Consider the following 15,410-nt stretch of genomic DNA (forward strand, 5'->3'; position numbering starts at 1 on the left):
GGCGTGGATCTGTTCGGTCGCCAACCCGTCGCGCAGCCCCTGGCTGCGCGTTTACGTGCTACCAGCCTGGACGAATACGTCGGACAGGAGCACGTGCTGGCGCCGGGCAAACCGTTGCGTGAGGCGCTGGAGCAGGGGGCGCTGCACTCGATGATCTTCTGGGGGCCGCCAGGGGTGGGCAAGACCACCCTGGCGCGGCTGCTGGCCAAGGTAACCGACGCCCATTTCGAAACCATTTCCGCCGTGCTCTCCGGGGTCAAGGAGATTCGTCAGGCAGTCGAGGTCGCCCAGCAGCATGCGGCTCAGTACGGCCGTCGCACCATTCTCTTTGTCGACGAAGTGCACCGCTTCAACAAGAGTCAACAGGATGCCTTTTTGCCCTATGTGGAAGACGGCACACTGATCTTCATCGGTGCCACCACCGAGAATCCCTCGTTCGAACTGAATAATGCGCTGCTGTCGCGTGCGCGTGTCTATGTCCTCAAGAGCCTCGACGAGGCCGCGATGCGCAAGCTGGTCAATCGTGCGTTGAGCGACCCGAAAGGCCTGGGCGAACGTCATCTCGGCCTGTCAGACGAGGCCTTTCAGATTCTTCTGGCCGCTGCTGATGGCGACGGCCGGCGCCTGCTCAACTTTCTCGAGAACGCCGCCGATCTGGCCGAGGATGATGGCGAGATCGGCGTGGAGTTACTGCAGAGCCTGTTGGGCGATAGCCGGCGTCGCTTCGACAAGGGGGGCGAGGCTTTCTACGACCAGATCTCCGCGCTGCACAAGTCGGTACGCGGCTCCAGCCCGGATGGTGCACTGTATTGGTATGCACGCATGCTCGACGGTGGCTGCGACCCGCTGTACATCGCCCGCCGTGTGGTCCGCATGGCCAGCGAGGACATCGGCAACGCCGACCCGCGCGCACTGACCTTGTGCCTCAATGCCTGGGACGTGCAGGAGCGCCTGGGCAGTCCGGAAGGCGAGTTGGCCGTCGCCCAGGCCATCGTCTATCTGGCCTGCGCACCGAAGAGCAACGCGGTGTACACGGCCTTCAAGGCTGCCATGCGTGATGCCGCTGAGCAGGGTTCGCAGGAAGTGCCGCTGCACCTGCGCAACGCGCCGACCAAGCTGATGAAGCAACTCGGTTACGGCGATGAATACCGCTATGCCCATGATGAGCCGGATGCTTACGCCGCTGGTGAGGATTATTTCCCGGAGAATCTGCAGCCGCGTCAGTATTACGACCCGGTGCCACGCGGCCTGGAGTTGAAGATTCGCGAAAAATTGCAACATCTGCGTAGTCTGGACGCCAATAGTCCTAAGCAGAGGAGAACGTGATGATTCGTGTGGCGTTTGCCGTAGCTGTGGGGGGCGCGGCTGGTTCGGTTATGCGCTTTCTGGTTGCCAGCTGGTTAGCGGGCAACTGGCCCCGGTATTTCTACCTGGGCACCTTTGCGGTCAACATCATCGGGTGCCTGCTGATTGGTCTGCTGTCAGGATTGTTCCTGACCCGTACCGATCTGCCGCTGGAGCTGCGTACCGGACTGATCACTGGTGTTCTGGGTGGCTTCACCACTTTTTCGTCTTTCAGCCTGGAAATCATGAAGCTGATGGAGGGCGGTCGCACCCCTGAAGCGCTCGGCTACCTGGCGCTCAGTATCATGGGGGGGCTGCTGGCCGCCTGGGCTGGTCTGAGCCTGGCCCGATTGGCATCCTGACCCGCTAAAGCTTTACACTCGGCAACCCGCGTCACGCTGGTGGCCGCAACCTTTTTTCGTCGATGTATTGAGACCCGAACATGCTCGATTCCAAACTTGTCCGCACGCAACTCACCGAAATCGCCGAGCGCCTCGCCACCCGTGGCTTCGCCCTCGACGTCGCCCGATTCGAGGCCCTGGAGAGTCAGCGCAAGTCGGTGCAGGTCCGCACCGAGCAACTGCAGGCCGAGCGCAACAGCCGTTCCAAGTCCATCGGCCAGGCCAAGGCGCGCGGCGAAGATATCGCTCCGTTGCTGGCGGAAGTCGATCAGATGGGCAGCGACCTGGAAGCTGGCAAGCGGGAGCTGGACGCGATCCAGAACGAGCTGGACAACCTGCTGCTGAACATCCCCAACCTGCCGCACGAGTCCGTGCCGGTCGGCGCGGATGAAGACGACAACGTCGAGGTGGCGCGCTGGGGTACCCCGCGCAGCTTCGATTTCGAGATCAAGGACCACGTCGCCCTGGGCGAGCAACACGGCTGGCTGGACTTCGAGACCGCTGCCAAGCTTTCCGGAGCACGCTTTGCCCTGTTGCGCGGCCCCATCGCCCGCCTGCATCGCGCCCTGGCGCAGTTCATGATCAACCTGCACACCGGCGAGCACGGTTACGAAGAGGCTTACACGCCGTACCTGGTCCAAGCTCCGGCGCTGCAGGGCACCGGTCAGTTGCCGAAGTTCGAGGAAGACCTGTTCAAGATCGGCCGTGAAGACCAGGCCGATCTGTACCTGATTCCGACTGCCGAGGTCTCGCTGACCAACATCGTCGCTGGTGAAATTCTCGATGCCAAACAGCTGCCGCTGAAGTTCGTCGCCCACACGCCGTGCTTCCGCAGCGAGGCGGGCGCCTCCGGTCGCGATACACGTGGGATGATCCGTCAGCACCAGTTCGACAAGGTCGAGATGGTACAGATCGTCGAGCCTTCCAAGTCCTTCGAGGCCCTGGAAGGGATGACCGCAAACGCCGAGCGTGTGCTGCAACTGCTGGAACTGCCCTATCGCAAGCTGGCCCTGTGCACCGGGGACATGGGGTTCTCGGCGGTGAAGACTTACGACCTGGAAGTCTGGGTGCCGAGCCAGGACAAGTACCGTGAGATTTCTTCCTGCTCCAACTGCGGCGACTTCCAGGCGCGCCGCATGCAGGCGCGCTACCGCAACCCGGAAACCGGCAAGCCGGAGCTGCTGCACACCCTCAATGGCTCCGGCCTGGCGGTCGGCCGTACCTTGGTGGCGGTACTGGAGAATTACCAGCAGGCCGACGGTAGCATTCGTGTGCCCGAGGTTCTGAAGCCCTATATGGGCGGCATTGAAGTGATCGGCTGAGCCGTGCAAACGGGGTAGCACGGCTGCCCCGGTTACAGGCGGCGCGCCTGGCGATGGGCGTAGGGTGCGCTGTGGGTACCAAGGTCTTTCAGCCTGCTTCGGTGCGGGCGCGCCCTACGAGCCCGTCTTTCGCCTTCCCACCTCATTCGAGGCTGATTTATGCAATTCCTTCCGCTGTTCCACAAACTGCAGGGTCGCCAGGTGTTGGTGATCGGCGGTGGCGAAGTCGCGCTGCGCAAGGCGCGCCTGCTAAGCGATGCGGGTGCTGTCTTGCGCGTGGTCGCCCCGGATATTCGCAGCGAGTTGCGGGCACTGGCGGGTCCTGGTGGCATCTTCCTGCGCGGCTACGCGAGCAGCGATTTGCAGGGCATTGCCTTGGTCATTGCCGCGACCGATGACGTACCGCTCAATGCACAGATTTCTGCCGACGCCCAGGCGCTGGGCATTCCCGTCAACGTGGTGGATGCGCCGGCGCTGTGCAGCGTGATCTTCCCGGCCATCGTCGATCGCTCCCCCTTGATCGTTGCGGTCAGTAGTGGTGGCGATGCACCGGTACTGGCACGGCTGATCCGCGCCAAGATCGAAACCTGGATTCCGGCTACTTACGGTCAATTGGCCAATCTGGGCAAGCGCTTCCGTGAGCGGGTCAAGCAGCTGTTTCCCGATGTGCAGCAGCGCCGCGTGTTCTGGGAGGACGTCTTCCAGGGGCAGATCGCCGAGAGCGTGTTTGCCGGCAAGCCGGAGGAGGGCGAGCGATTGCTGGAAGAGCGTCTGGCTGGCGCGGCGCCGCGCGCGCTGGGCGAGGTCTATCTGGTCGGTGCCGGACCGGGCGATCCCGATCTGTTGACGTTCCGCGCCCTGCGTCTGATGCAGCAAGCCGATGTGGTGTTGTACGACCGCCTGGTGGCGCCCGCCATCATCGAGCTGTGCCGTCGTGATGCTGAGCGCATCTATGTCGGCAAGCGCCGCTCCGATCACGCCGTGCCGCAGGAGCAGATCAACCAGTTGCTGATCGACCTGGCCCGCCAGGGCAAGCGTGTGCTGCGTCTGAAGGGCGGCGATCCGTTCATCTTCGGTCGTGGTGGTGAGGAGATCGAGCAACTGGCGGCGGAAGACATTCCCTTCCAGGTCGTGCCGGGTATTACTGCTGCCTCTGGATGTGCGGCCTATGCCGGTATCCCGTTGACCCACCGCGATCATGCGCAGTCGGTGCGTTTCGTCACCGGCCACCTCAAGGACGGAAGCAGCAACTTACCGTGGCAAGACCTGGTAGCGCCAGGGCAAACACTGGTGTTCTACATGGGGTTGGTTGGCCTGCCGGGCATCTGCGAGCAGTTGATCGCTCACGGCCGTTCAGGCACTACGCCCGCGGCACTGGTGCAGCAGGGTACCACGCAAAATCAGCGGGTATTCACCGGTACCCTGGAGACTCTGCCGCAGCTGGTGGCCGAGCACGACGTGCATGCGCCCACGCTGGTCATCGTCGGGGAGGTGGTCACCCTGCGTGACAAGCTGGCCTGGTTCGAAGGCGCCCAGAACCGCATCTGACGCGTTTTGGCTGAAGCCTCGTTATCGGGGCTTCAGCCATCATCCACCGTCACTCTAGTGCTGAAACACACCTTTTCCCAGCAGGCGCTGGCGATCATGCGCGCGAGTGAAATCCTGCTGCGGCCCTTTGGGAACCACGCCAGTCGGGTTGATGGTGGCGTGACTGGCATAGTAGTGCGATTTGATGTGGGTGAAGTCCACGGTCTCGGCGATTCCCGGCCACTGGTACAGCTCGCGTAGCCAGTTGGACAGGTTCGGATAGTCCTCGATGCGTCGCAGGTTACATTTGAAGTGCCCGTGATAGACGGCATCGAAGCGGATCAATGTGGTGAACAGACGAATGTCCGCTTCGGTCAGGTATTCGCCGGCCAGATAGCGATTCTCGCCCAGCAGCGCATCCAGCTCATCGAGCATCGTGAACAGCTCATCGAAGGCCTCTTCGTAAGCCTCCTGGGTGGTGGCGAAGCCTGCGCGGTAAACGCCGTTGTTCACCGCCGGGTAGATGCGCTCGTTGAGCTGGTCGATACGCTCACGCAGGGGCTCGGGGTAGAAGTCCACGCCGTTGCCGGTGAGATCATCGAATGCGCTGTTGAACATGCGGATGATTTCCGCCGACTCGTTACTGACGATACCGCCAGTCTGCTTGTCCCATAGCACGGGCACAGTGACGCGGCCGGTGTAATGACGATCATCGGCGGTGTAGCGCTGATGCATGTAGTTCAGGTTGTCGAGGTGGTCACCGCTGGAGCCGAAGTTGCGATCAAAGGTCCAGCCCTGTTCGCGCATCAGCCAGCTCACCACGGATACATCGATCAGCGATTCGAGGCCTTTGAGCTTGCGCAGGATAAGGGTGCGGTGAGCCCAGGGGCAGGCCAGCGAGACGTACAGGTGATAACGCCCGGCCTCGGCTTTGAAGCCGCCGTCACCACTTGGTCCGGCGCTGCCGTCGGCGGTTACCCAGTTGCGGCGTTGTGCGCTTTCGCGCTGGAAGCGGCCGCTGTTGCCGGTGTTGTACCACTGGTCGTGCCAGCGTCCATCGATCAACAAGCCCATGACGTTTGCCTCCGTTTTGAGTGAATCCGGAGTCTAACGTCATGAACTCGATTGAACGGTGGAAAAAGCTGGCTTAAATAATCGGCTGGCTAGATTGAACGCGTGCATCCCAGTACTGCTGGGCCTGCTGGAACGCTTCTTCACGGGCCAGGCCCAGGCCACGCAATGCGACGGCCATGGTGGCGATCACTGCCAGGCGACCGTAGGGATCATCGTGCTCGCCGCGCCAGAACGCGCCCAACATGGCCGGGTCGAGTCGTTCGGGTTTGACATGGCGCTGCGCTGACAGCGCAGGCCATTCTTCGTCCCAGTCCTCGCCATCGAGGGTGCCATGGAGATGGCACGCTCCGTCCGGATTGACCTCGATCTCGCCGCCTTCACCCTTGATCACGATGACGCGGTCACCCAGCAGGCGACTGGCTTCGCGGTGCACGGCCTGATAGCCGGGGTGGAAGATGCTCTGCAGTCCGCAGCGGGCGCCGAGCGGGTTGATTACACGAGCAAGGGAATGGATCGGAGAACGCAGGCCCAGGGTGTTACGCAGGTCGATCATGCGTTGCAGTGCCGGCATCCAACTGCCCAGGTAGCTGAAGGCCAGGTTGTACTTGTCGAGCGCTGATTCCACTGCCTGCCAGTCGTCGCAGCAGGGGATATCCAGCTGCTCCAGCAATTGCTCGGTATACATACGACCTGCGGTATGGGCGCCGCCGCCGTGCATGAAGGTGCGCACGCCGCTGGCGGCCAGCGCCTTGGCCGCCAGCAGATACCAGGGCAGGTGGCGTTTCTTGCCGGCATAGCTGGGCCAGTCCAGGTCAACCTGGATGGCGGGGGCAGAGAGCCTGGAGCGGATGGCTTCGGTGAAACCGGCGAGTTCCTCGGCGCTTTCTTCCTTGTGCCGCAGCAGCATCAGAAAGGCGCCTAGCTGGGTGTCTTCGACCTTGCCATCGAGCAGCATGCCCATGGCTTCGAGGGCTTCCTCGCGAGTCAGGCCGCGTGCGCCGCGCTTGCCCTTGCCGAGAATGCGCACGAATTGAGCGAAGGGGTGTTCGGCGGGCGTGATCAGGTTCATAGGCAATTGGTCGGTTTCGGCAGGCCGGCGAGCTTGGCGGCGAGTTTGGCGGGCGTGCCCTTGAACAGACGATTGAGGTGCAGGCTGTTGCCTTTGTCCGTGCCCAGTTTCAGGGCGGCGTACTTGATCAGCGGACGGTTGGCCGGCGATAGCTGAAACTCGGCGTAGAAGGCTCGCAGCAGTTCGAGAACTTCCCAGTGCTCGTCACTCAGCTGCAGCGCTTCCGCTGCGGCTAGCGCCTCGGCTACGGGGCGTGACCAGTCCTGCAGGTCGACCAGATAGCCGTCCTTGTCCAGGGCGATTTCGCGTCCGGCGACGTTGAGTGTGTTCATAGCCAGCTGTTGACCTTGGCGTAGCGAGTGCATAGTTCGACGAACCCTGGATAGTCGACGACCTTTACGCGCTCGGGCGCCTGCAGGCCGCGGGCGCTGAGGTCTTCGTCCAGAGCATAGAGCGCAACGCTGGCGGGCATCAGTTGCAGTGCCTGCAGGTTGGCTGTGCCGGGTTGTAGCGCGTAGACCGCATCGCCGCTGAGCAGTACGGCATCAGCAGCGCCCAGCAGGCGCAGGCAGCTGGCCAGGCGGCTATCGGCAAACGGTGAATGGGAAAGCATATGCAGGGTGGCCATCAGAGGGTGATCACCTGGTCATAATGATCGAGTAGGGTGGTCAGCGCGCTGTCGTCCAGTCGCTCTACCGCCAGGTTCAGTTCGGCATCGCTCAGGCCGCGCTCGGCCAGGCTGCGCTGGCTGGCGTACAGACGTTCTACGCCGAACATCGGCAGAGCCTGTAGATTTGCGCCAAGGTCTTTCTGCTGTAGCGCACCTGGTAGCTGGGCCTTGCTCAGTTGGAATACGCCGTCGTCGAGAAACAGCATGCCGATTGGCAGGTCGAAGGCGCCGCCGGCCAGGGCGATATCCAGCGCTTCGCGTGCACCGGGGCCACTCCAGGGGGCTTGGCGGCTGATGATCAGCAGGGACTTGCTCACTATTGGCCTCCGAAGCAGATCAGTCGGTCGGCCTGTTGCGCCGCTTCATGCAACTGGCCTAACCCGGATAGCTCCCAGGGTGCTTCGAGGTTGGCAGCCGGCCTGGCATAGCGTTGCGCTTCTTCGGCATTGAGCACTCCGCGACGCAGGGCAGCGGCAATACAGACCACGGCGTCCAGCCCGTTGGCGCTGACGAACTCGCGCCACTCCTTGGGTAGATCCAGCTCGTCCTGAGGGCTGACCACGTTGCTGGCAGCGCTGTGCACGCCGTCCTGATAGAAGAACAGGCGAACGATTTCGTGGCCGCCGGCCAATGCCGCCTGGGCAAAGCGCAGGGCGCGACGGGAGGCGGGTAGATGAGGAGCGGCGAACAAAGCGATGGCAAACTTCATGGGGCGTCCGACGAGGTAAAACTGGGCCAATGATAAGACCAGGACGCCTGGCAAACAAAGAATCACTGCAGTGGAGGTAAACAGGCGCGCAAGAAAAAGCCCGCCGAAGCGGGCTTGAAGGGGACGAAAGCTATCAGTCGTCGCCGCCCATGATGCCGAAGATCTGCAGCAGGCTGACGAACAGGTTGTAGATCGATACGTACAGGCTGATGGTGGCCATGATGTAGTTGCGCTCACCACCATGGATGATGGCGCTGGTCTGGAACAGGATGCAGGCCGAGGAGAACAGCACGAAGCCGGCGCTGATCGCCAGTTGTAAACCGCTGATCTGGAAGAAGAAGCTGGCAACCACGGCGCCCAGCAGAACGAAGAAGCCTGCAGTGATGAAGCCGCTGAGGAAGCTCATGTCCTTGCGGGTGGTCAGCACGTAGGCAGACAGGCCGAAGAACACCAGCGCGGTCATGGCAAAGGCGGAGCTGATGACTTCAGCGCCGTTCGCCATGCCCAGGTAGCGATTGAGGATCGGGCCCAGGGTGTACCCCATGAAACCGGTCAGCGCGAGAGTAGAAAGCAGGCCCCACGAAGAGTTGCGCAGCTTGGCAGTGAGGAAGAACAGGCCGTAGAAGCCGATCAGTACAACGAAGATGTTCGGGTAAGGAACGTTGGCGCGCTGCGAGATGAAGGCAACCAGACCGCTGAAGGCCAGGGTGATGGCCAGTAGGCCGTAGGTATTGCGCAGAACGCTGCTGACTTCCTGTTGCTCAACCTGAGAATGGTTGAGTGCATAATCTCGCTCTTGCATGGCGACGCTCCTGTGGCTACGAGGCTTTAAATCCAGATGCACCGGATCATAACAGAGCAGGATTGCCTGCCAAGACTTAGAGTTTGACAGTGTGTTGCGTTCCGGTAAGATTGCCGCCCGCACTGCTGTGGAGGTTTCAGTCCTGGCCTCCACGCTCAGAATTTGGAAGCGTGGCCGAGTGGTTTAAGGCAACGGTCTTGAAAACCGTCGATGGGCAACTATCCGTGAGTTCGAATCTCACCGCTTCCGCCAATTCTCTAAATTGCCACGACGCAATTGCTGATCTTAATCTGGCGCTTGCTTTTTGACTCTCGTGCGCCAAGCTAGGTCAGGCCCTGGCTTTTTGTTAAGGTGACCGGCAAGTTCAATCTCACCGTCGTTGCACGGTGGCTGACAAGGTGCAACGAGGTGGCGATTGATTAGGGTCCTGGTTGTCGATGATCACGATCTGGTCCGCACGGGCATCACCCGTATGCTGTCCGATATCGACGGTCTGCAAGTCGTGGGCGAAGCCTGCACCGGCGAAGAAGCCCTGCTCAAGGCTCGCGAACTCAAGCCTGATGTTGTCTTGATGGACGTCAAGATGCCCGGCATTGGCGGCCTGGAAGCCACTCGCAAGCTGATGCGCAGTCATCCCAACATCAAAGTCGTCGCCGTCACGGTGTGCGAGGAAGATCCTTTCCCGACGCGTTTGCTGCAGGCGGGCGCCGCCGGTTATCTGACCAAGGGCGCGGCGCTGGATGAGATGGTGCAGGCTATTCGCCTCGTATTCGCCGGCCAGCGCTACATCGATCCGCAGATTGCCCAGCAGTTGGCGCTGAAATCTTTCCAGCCGCAGACCAATAGCTCGCCATTCGATCTGTTGTCCGAACGTGAAATCCAGATCGCCCTGATGATCGCCAACTGCCACAAGGTGCAGAACATCTCGGACAAGCTGTGCCTGTCGCCGAAGACGGTCAACACTTACCGCTACCGCATTTTCGAGAAGCTTTCCATCACCAGCGACGTCGAGTTGGCTCTGCTCGCGGTTCGCCACGGCATGGTCGACGCCGTCAGCTGATAATGTCCGCCCCATTCGATTCGAGTGCCTTCCTGGCGACCTGCAGCGGTCGCCCTGGTGTCTATCGCATGTTCGATGGCGAGACCCGTCTGCTCTACGTCGGCAAGGCAAAGAACCTCAAGAAGCGTCTCTCCAGTTATTTTCGCAAGACCGGCCAGGCACCCAAGACCGCAGCGCTGGTGGCGCGCATCGCGCAGATCGAAACCACCATCACCGCCAATGAGACCGAGGCGCTGTTGCTCGAACAGACGCTGATCAAGGAGTGGCGGCCGCCGTACAACATCCTGCTGCGCGACGATAAGTCCTACCCCTACGTATTTCTCTCCGACGGCGAATTTCCGCGCCTCGGCATTCACCGTGGTGCGAAGAAGGCCAAGGGCCGCTATTTCGGCCCTTATCCCAGCGCCTTGGCGATTCGCGAGAGTCTGAGCCTGTTGCAGAAGACCTTTCTGGTTCGCCAGTGCGAGGACAGTTACTACAGGAACCGCACACGACCTTGCCTGCAATACCAGATCAAACGCTGCAAAGGCCCCTGCGTCGGCTTGGTCAGCCCAGAGGAGTACGCCGAAGACGTCCGCCACTCGGTGATGTTTCTCGATGGGCGCAGCAATGCGTTGAGTGAGGAGCTCTCCGCCAATATGGAGAAAGCCTCCATGGCGTTGGAGTTCGAGCAGGCTGCTGAGCTGCGCGATCAGATTGCCTTGCTGCGTCGCGTGCAGGATCAGCAGAGCATGGAAGGCGGCACCGGCGACGTCGACGTGGTTGCGGTGATGCTTACTCCGGGCGGTGCCTGCGTGCACCTGATCAGCGTGCGTGGTGGACGGGTACTGGGCAGCAAGAATTTCTTTCCGCAGGTGGCGATCGAAGAGGAGGGCGGCGATGTGCTGATGGCCTTCCTCGCCCAGTACTACCTCGGCAATGCTGAGCGCGATCTGCCCAGCGAGCTGATCGTCAATGTGCAGCATGAAGACTTCGCCACGCTGATCGAGGCCATCGAATCGCTACGCGGCCGTAGCCTCAGCATCAGTTTGCGCGTGCGCGGTACGCGTGCGCGCTGGCAGCAGCTCGCCGTGACCAATGCCGAGCAGGCGCTGGCCGCGCGCCTGGCCAATCGGCAACACCTGGCCGAGCGTTTCGAAGCGCTGGCCGCCGTACTGGAAATGGACGAACCGCCGCAGCGCATGGAATGCTTCGACATCAGTCACTCCAGCGGTGAGGCGACGGTCGCCTCCTGCGTGGTATTCGGTCCCGAAGGCCCGCTGAAATCCGATTACCGTCGCTTCAACATTGAAGGCGTCACCGCCGGCGACGACTACGCCGCCATGCACCAGGCGCTGACCCGGCGCTTCAGCAAGATCAAGGATGGCGAAGGCAAGTTGCCCGATGTGCTGTTGGTGGATGGTGGCAAGGGGCAGTTGGCCATGGCGCGTGAGGTGCTGCAGGAATTGGCCGTGCCGGATCTGATCTTGCTTGGCGTGGCCAAGGGTACGACGCGCAAACCCGGCCTCGAAGTGCTTTACCTGAACGACGCCGAGCATGAGTTCACCTTGCCCGGCAATTCGCCGGCGCTGCATCTGATCCAGCAGATCCGTGATGAATCGCACCGTTTTGCAATTACCGGGCATCGTGCTCGCCGCGGCAAGACGCGGCGCACTTCGACGCTGGAGGAGGTAGCAGGAATCGGACCGAAGCGACGGCGCGAGCTACTCAATCACTTTGGTGGCCTGCAGGAATTGTCCCGTGCCAGTGCCGAAGAAATTGCCAAAGCACCCGGAATCAGTAAAAAGCTCGCCGAGTTGATTTATGACACTCTGCACAGCGAGTAGAATGCCCGCTCACCTCGCAGCCCAGTTGTGCCGATGAACATCCCCAACTTGCTTACCGTGCTCCGGGTCGCGCTGATCCCGGTCTTCATCCTGCTGTTCTATTTACCGTTCTCCTGGAGCTATTGGGCTGCCAGCGGCGTCTTCGCGATTGCCGCCGTGACCGATTGGCTCGATGGCTACCTGGCCCGCCGCTGGGAGCAGGGCACGCCTTTCGGCGCCTTCCTCGACCCGGTCGCAGACAAGTTGATGGTGGCGGTGGCGCTGGTGCTGCTGGCTGCCGAACACTCCAATCTCTGGCTGACCCTGGCTGCCGCGACCATCATCGGACGCGAGATAGTCGTGTCTGCATTGCGTGAATGGATGGCCGAGCTCGGTGCTCGAGCGCATGTCGCGGTGTCCAACCTTGGCAAGTGGAAAACCGCAGCGCAGATGCTGGCGCTGGTCATCTTGCTGGGTAATCCGCCGGTATTTACCTTCTGGGTCGTGCTCGGATACATCCTGCTGGTGGTCGCAGCCGTGCTGACATTGTGGTCGATGCTGCAGTACCTGTTGGCCGCCTGGCCGCACCTCAGCACCACCTCGGAAAAGAAATAAGTATTTTTGAATCAAAGGGTTGACGGCGCGATTCGATTCTATAGAATGGCGCCCGTCGACAAGACAAGCGGGAATAGCTCAGTTGGTAGAGCACGACCTTGCCAAGGTCGGGGTCGCGAGTTCGAGTCTCGTTTCCCGCTCCAGTTCTACACGAGTCGCCAAGGCGGCTCGTTTGCTTCATGGCTGAGTTGCAGAGTGGTTATGCACCGGATTGCAAATCCGTGAACGCCGGTTCGATTCCGACCTCAGCCTCCAATCTAAAAGGCCTCGTAGATCCATGATTTACGAGGCCTTTTTCATTATCCCTGATGTGCTTTTGCATACCTTGCGAGGACGGGGAGGGCTGTATATAGTCCGGTCCTTCGCACAGCGCTACCGCCCGAATGGCGAAATCGGTAGACGCAGGAGACTTAAAATCTCTCGCCAGCAATGGCGTGCCGGTTCGAGTCCGGCTTCGGGCACCATTTAAGATCAACTAGTTCCACGTTTTCGCTACCTTACCCGTTTTTCGCAGTTCTAGCGTCTCCCGCCATTATCTTGTTGGCGATCCTTTCTTTCCTCGCACCTACCGGATGTAAAGCGCTGCAGCCACTGCTGTGGTTTGGCCAAGCTGACCGCCAGGCATCAGGATATCTCCACTCGATTCAGCCATGTCGGTGCTTGCCTTGGCCCCTAGATCGCGTAGGTGAAACGCTGTTTCTGCAACCTTTCTGGCCTGCCCTTCGTACCTCGATGTTGTCCAGTAGCAGGCCGCGTTCGTCCATGCACAAGGTGCCGCCTGGGTGCTGCCCTATCAAATGAATCACGTTCATGGCGTACCGTGCGCTAACACAATGCAGCCGTGATTGCGTCTGGTGGATGCCGTGCGGCGTCGATTCGTGGGCTAAGCATCCATTCGCTTTGATTTCCCCATTGGTTCGGTATACGTTACATACAATATAAATTGTCGCGTATACAGAACATGGACTATTCCCTCATCACGCTGCGACTCGGAGAGCAGCTTCGGCATCGCCGTCTGAATCGTGGGCTGACTCAGGCTGCGCTCGCTTCCCTGGCCAGTATCACCCGGCAAAAGGTCATTGCCATCGAAAAGGGCGATCTCTCGGTGGGAATGGTTGCCTACGCGCGCGTACTGGCAGCCCTCGACTGTGAGCTCAACGTGGTGCCGGCAGCCATGCCCACGCTGGACGAAATCCATGGAGTATTCGACTGATGACGGCCGTGCTGCAAGTTGCAACGCCAGAGGGTGACAGTGGGAGGATCCTTGCCAGTGCCGGAGACTACCTCTTCCGCTACCACGAAGATGTCGAGGCAAAGGCCGCGATCAGTTTGCTGATGCCGGTGCGCTTCGACGAATACCGCCATCGCGAGTTGCACCCAATCTTCCAGATGAACCTGCCGGAAGGCTACGTCCTGGAACAGTTGCGTAACCGCCTGGCCAAGGTGGCGAACGTTGACCCGATGTTGTTGCTGGCTCTATCTGGTAGCAGTTCGCCCATCGGACGGGTGGCAGTCAGCTCGCCACAAGTCGATGCGTTGCTGGCGCGCCAGCAGTTCCCGGGAGAAAAGCTGGAAGAAATCCTTGCCTGGGACGGCGCAGAAGATATTTTTGCCGGCCTGGTGGATCGCTACATCCTGCGTGCCGGCATATCAGGTGTGCAGCCTAAGGTGCTGGTTCCAGAGCATCAGGACTCCACACCACAGCGCTTCACCTCGAAAACCTCTGACCTGATCATCAAGAGCGGTCGAGATGAGTTTCCGGGGCTGGCGATCAACGAGTTCCTTTGCATGTCAGTGGCGAGGGAGGTGGGCATCGCTGTGCCGGAATTCTACCTCTCCGACAACAGCAAGCTGTTTGTCATGCGCCGCTTCGATCGGGATCAGCAGCTCGACCCTATCGGGTTTGAGGACATGGCGGCATTGATGGGGCTGGCAGCAGAGCAAAAATACAGTAAGAGCTATTCCGCCATCGCCAAGGCTATCCGTCTGTTCTGCCCGCCTGAGCATATGCAGAACTCACTGGCACAGCTATTCGCGATAGTGGCCTTGAGCTGCATCGTCGGTAACGGCGACGCCCATCTGAAAAACTTCGGGCTGCTGTATTCCGACCCCACTCGCCGCGATGCGCGGCTCGCCCCGGCGTACGACATTGTCAACACCACCGCCTATATTCCAGGGGATGTACTGGCGCTGGATCTTGTGGGCAACAAGTCGCTCTTCGCGTCGCGCCAAGGGCTGTTGGACTTCGCGCAAATCTGTGATGTGGTGCGGCCAGAAGAAATAATCCGTGGACATTTGAGCGCGCTGGAGCAGGTAATGGCGCGCTCAGGTGAACTGGCCGAGCAAGCGCCGCATGTGGTCGCGGCAATCAGACATTGCGCTGAGCCGTTCATGCAGACCTTTGGCTAGCATGCTGACAATTCGGTTGCAGTGAATCGGAGGCGACTCTCGGACTTGATCGAACAGCTGCGAGACCGACGTTTTCGAGACGTGCTGTTTTCCAATTTCCTGCCCTCGTCACAGTGACGAGTATCTGGATGTACTTCTGAGCCCTCAAGGCTTTACGGCCTTGAGGGCTTCTTTCCTTTCGTAGCCACAATTGCCTGCCAGGCGCAGGGGGCAGTCTGTGCCGGCGCCTGTGCTTCTGCCATTGGCAATATCCATGGTCACTATCGAGAGCACTGATTTCTGTCCGGCGAGGCATCGGCCTAATGTTGAGCCCAACAGAGCTTGAGTTGGATTGGAGGTCATGATGTCCCGTATCGATGTGGTTTCCCTGGTGGGTAGTGCCGTACCGGCTGAGCTCAGGTCCGACGGCCATATGGCGTGCTGGCTGGTGCTGGTAGACGGCCAGCCTAAAGCCGGTCCCTTCGCTTCTCGCGAGGCTGCGCTGGCTTGCCAGGCGGTCTGGATGCTCAGCAGCGCCATTCGTCGTGAGGGCGACTCGCTGCTGGCCTGATTCACTGTTTTACCCCGCGCTCGCTCCAGCGCTCCCCTTGGCCCGCCTCTGGC

17 protein-coding genes and 4 tRNA genes are annotated in these 15,410 nt (G+C 60.7%); 14 read left to right on the forward strand and 7 right to left on the reverse strand.

Going from position 1 to position 15,410, the window contains the following annotated elements; translation table 11 throughout:
- The first annotated feature begins 3 nt into the window (after positions 1-3).
- From H3221_RS23530 to cysG, 4 genes are all read left to right on the forward strand, one after another.
- Positions 4-1,326: a replication-associated recombination protein A gene (locus H3221_RS23530; protein ID WP_196476162.1), complete on the forward strand. Its 1,323-nt coding sequence runs from the start codon at positions 4-6 to the stop codon at positions 1,324-1,326.
- Entirely contained in the window at positions 1,326-1,706 is a 381-nt protein-coding gene (gene crcB / locus H3221_RS23535) for a fluoride efflux transporter CrcB (RefSeq protein ID WP_196476161.1), read from the forward strand. Before H3221_RS23530 ends, crcB begins: the two co-directional genes overlap by 1 nt.
- Positions 1,707-1,786: 80 nt before the next feature.
- The gene (serS, locus tag H3221_RS23540) at positions 1,787-3,067 is read left to right on the forward strand and encodes a serine--tRNA ligase (RefSeq protein ID WP_196476160.1); all 1,281 of its coding nucleotides are present in this window, start codon (positions 1,787-1,789) and stop codon (positions 3,065-3,067) included.
- A gap of 159 nt (positions 3,068-3,226) precedes the next feature.
- Positions 3,227-4,615 carry a siroheme synthase CysG gene (cysG, locus tag H3221_RS23545; RefSeq protein ID WP_196476159.1) on the forward strand — a complete coding sequence of 463 codons (1,389 nt, stop codon included), beginning with the start codon at positions 3,227-3,229 and terminating at the stop codon, positions 4,613-4,615.
- A gap of 54 nt (positions 4,616-4,669) precedes the next feature.
- Here cysG and H3221_RS23550 read toward each other — a convergent pair whose 3' ends face one another.
- The 7 genes from H3221_RS23550 to H3221_RS23580 all read right to left on the reverse strand — a co-directional run bounded on the left by H3221_RS23550 (position 4,670) and on the right by H3221_RS23580 (position 8,918).
- Positions 4,670-5,668, reverse strand: coding sequence for a glutathione S-transferase family protein (locus tag H3221_RS23550; protein WP_196476158.1), 999 nt, complete (start codon positions 5,666-5,668; stop codon positions 4,670-4,672).
- Positions 5,669-5,741: 73 nt separating this feature from the next.
- Positions 5,742-6,737: a glycosyl transferase family protein gene (locus H3221_RS23555; RefSeq protein ID WP_196476157.1), complete on the reverse strand. Its 996-nt coding sequence runs from the start codon at positions 6,735-6,737 to the stop codon at positions 5,742-5,744.
- A complete protein-coding gene (locus H3221_RS23560; protein WP_196476156.1) occupies positions 6,734-7,069 on the reverse strand; it encodes a TusE/DsrC/DsvC family sulfur relay protein in 336 nt (111 codons plus the stop codon). Before H3221_RS23560 ends, H3221_RS23555 begins: the two co-directional genes overlap by 4 nt.
- Positions 7,066-7,365, reverse strand: a complete 300-nt coding sequence (tusB, locus tag H3221_RS23565) for a sulfurtransferase complex subunit TusB (protein WP_196476155.1) — start codon at positions 7,363-7,365, stop codon at positions 7,066-7,068. Before tusB ends, H3221_RS23560 begins: the two co-directional genes overlap by 4 nt.
- On the reverse strand, positions 7,365-7,724 hold the full coding sequence (gene tusC / locus H3221_RS23570) for a sulfurtransferase complex subunit TusC (RefSeq protein WP_196476154.1): 360 nt from the start codon (positions 7,722-7,724) through the stop codon (positions 7,365-7,367). Before tusC ends, tusB begins: the two co-directional genes overlap by 1 nt.
- Positions 7,724-8,116: a sulfurtransferase complex subunit TusD gene (gene tusD, locus H3221_RS23575; protein WP_196476153.1), complete on the reverse strand. Its 393-nt coding sequence runs from the start codon at positions 8,114-8,116 to the stop codon at positions 7,724-7,726. The genes tusC and tusD overlap by 1 nt, the downstream gene beginning before the upstream one ends.
- Before the next feature lie 133 nt (positions 8,117-8,249).
- Positions 8,250-8,918: a Bax inhibitor-1/YccA family protein gene (locus tag H3221_RS23580; protein WP_160018101.1), complete on the reverse strand. Its 669-nt coding sequence runs from the start codon at positions 8,916-8,918 to the stop codon at positions 8,250-8,252.
- Positions 8,919-9,082: 164 nt separating this feature from the next.
- Here H3221_RS23580 and H3221_RS23585 point away from each other — a divergent pair.
- From H3221_RS23585 to H3221_RS23630, 10 genes are all read left to right on the forward strand, one after another.
- Positions 9,083-9,170 (forward strand) — tRNA-Ser (locus H3221_RS23585).
- Between the two features lie 163 nt (positions 9,171-9,333).
- Positions 9,334-9,978 carry a response regulator transcription factor GacA gene (gene gacA, locus H3221_RS23590; RefSeq protein ID WP_192985671.1) on the forward strand — a complete coding sequence of 215 codons (645 nt, stop codon included), beginning with the start codon at positions 9,334-9,336 and terminating at the stop codon, positions 9,976-9,978.
- Positions 9,979-9,980: 2 nt separating this feature from the next.
- On the forward strand, positions 9,981-11,804 hold the full coding sequence (gene uvrC, locus H3221_RS23595) for an excinuclease ABC subunit UvrC (protein WP_196476152.1): 1,824 nt from the start codon (positions 9,981-9,983) through the stop codon (positions 11,802-11,804).
- A 33-nt stretch (positions 11,805-11,837) separates the two neighbouring features.
- Positions 11,838-12,398 carry a CDP-diacylglycerol--glycerol-3-phosphate 3-phosphatidyltransferase gene (gene pgsA, locus H3221_RS23600; RefSeq protein WP_017677046.1) on the forward strand — a complete coding sequence of 187 codons (561 nt, stop codon included), beginning with the start codon at positions 11,838-11,840 and terminating at the stop codon, positions 12,396-12,398.
- Between the two features lie 67 nt (positions 12,399-12,465).
- Positions 12,466-12,541, forward strand: a tRNA-Gly gene (locus H3221_RS23605).
- Positions 12,542-12,579: 38 nt separating this feature from the next.
- Positions 12,580-12,653, forward strand: a tRNA-Cys gene (locus H3221_RS23610).
- A gap of 122 nt (positions 12,654-12,775) precedes the next feature.
- Positions 12,776-12,862, forward strand: a tRNA-Leu gene (locus H3221_RS23615).
- Between the two features lie 497 nt (positions 12,863-13,359).
- A complete protein-coding gene (locus tag H3221_RS23620; protein ID WP_196476151.1) occupies positions 13,360-13,611 on the forward strand; it encodes a helix-turn-helix transcriptional regulator in 252 nt (83 codons plus the stop codon).
- Complete coding sequence (locus H3221_RS23625) at positions 13,611-14,807, forward strand: type II toxin-antitoxin system HipA family toxin (protein ID WP_196476150.1); 1,197 nt, start codon at positions 13,611-13,613, stop codon at positions 14,805-14,807. Before H3221_RS23620 ends, H3221_RS23625 begins: the two co-directional genes overlap by 1 nt.
- Before the next feature lie 343 nt (positions 14,808-15,150).
- Positions 15,151-15,357, forward strand: coding sequence for a hypothetical protein (locus H3221_RS23630; protein WP_196476149.1), 207 nt, complete (start codon positions 15,151-15,153; stop codon positions 15,355-15,357).
- Positions 15,358-15,410: the final 53 nt, after the last annotated feature.

Origin of the sequence: Pseudomonas chaetocerotis (assembly GCF_015712105.2) — a bacterium.
In the GTDB taxonomy this organism is placed as follows: Bacteria; Pseudomonadota; Gammaproteobacteria; order Pseudomonadales; family Pseudomonadaceae; genus Aquipseudomonas; species Aquipseudomonas chaetocerotis.

What these genes read in the sequence shown, in the direction of transcription:
- cysG (WP_196476159.1), top strand. Translation starts at nt 3,227, where the DNA reads ATGCAATTCCTTCCGCTGTTCCACAAACTGCAGGGTCGCCAGGTGTTG.
- H3221_RS23625 (WP_196476150.1), top strand. Translation starts at nt 13,611, where the DNA reads ATGACGGCCGTGCTGCAAGTTGCAACGCCAGAGGGTGACAGTGGGAGG.
- H3221_RS23560 (WP_196476156.1), bottom strand. Translation starts at nt 7,069, where the DNA reads ATGAACACACTCAACGTCGCCGGACGCGAAATCGCCCTGGACAAGGAC.
- tusB (WP_196476155.1), bottom strand. Translation starts at nt 7,365, where the DNA reads ATGGCCACCCTGCATATGCTTTCCCATTCACCGTTTGCCGATAGCCGC.
- H3221_RS23555 (WP_196476157.1), bottom strand. Translation starts at nt 6,737, where the DNA reads ATGAACCTGATCACGCCCGCCGAACACCCCTTCGCTCAATTCGTGCGC.
- H3221_RS23580 (WP_160018101.1), bottom strand. Translation starts at nt 8,918, where the DNA reads ATGCAAGAGCGAGATTATGCACTCAACCATTCTCAGGTTGAGCAACAG.
- pgsA (WP_017677046.1), top strand. Translation starts at nt 11,838, where the DNA reads ATGAACATCCCCAACTTGCTTACCGTGCTCCGGGTCGCGCTGATCCCG.
- serS (WP_196476160.1), top strand. Translation starts at nt 1,787, where the DNA reads ATGCTCGATTCCAAACTTGTCCGCACGCAACTCACCGAAATCGCCGAG.
- H3221_RS23630 (WP_196476149.1), top strand. Translation starts at nt 15,151, where the DNA reads ATGTCCCGTATCGATGTGGTTTCCCTGGTGGGTAGTGCCGTACCGGCT.
- crcB (WP_196476161.1), top strand. Translation starts at nt 1,326, where the DNA reads ATGATTCGTGTGGCGTTTGCCGTAGCTGTGGGGGGCGCGGCTGGTTCG.
- tusD (WP_196476153.1), bottom strand. Translation starts at nt 8,116, where the DNA reads ATGAAGTTTGCCATCGCTTTGTTCGCCGCTCCTCATCTACCCGCCTCC.
- uvrC (WP_196476152.1), top strand. Translation starts at nt 9,981, where the DNA reads ATGTCCGCCCCATTCGATTCGAGTGCCTTCCTGGCGACCTGCAGCGGT.
- H3221_RS23620 (WP_196476151.1), top strand. Translation starts at nt 13,360, where the DNA reads ATGGACTATTCCCTCATCACGCTGCGACTCGGAGAGCAGCTTCGGCAT.
- H3221_RS23550 (WP_196476158.1), bottom strand. Translation starts at nt 5,668, where the DNA reads ATGGGCTTGTTGATCGATGGACGCTGGCACGACCAGTGGTACAACACC.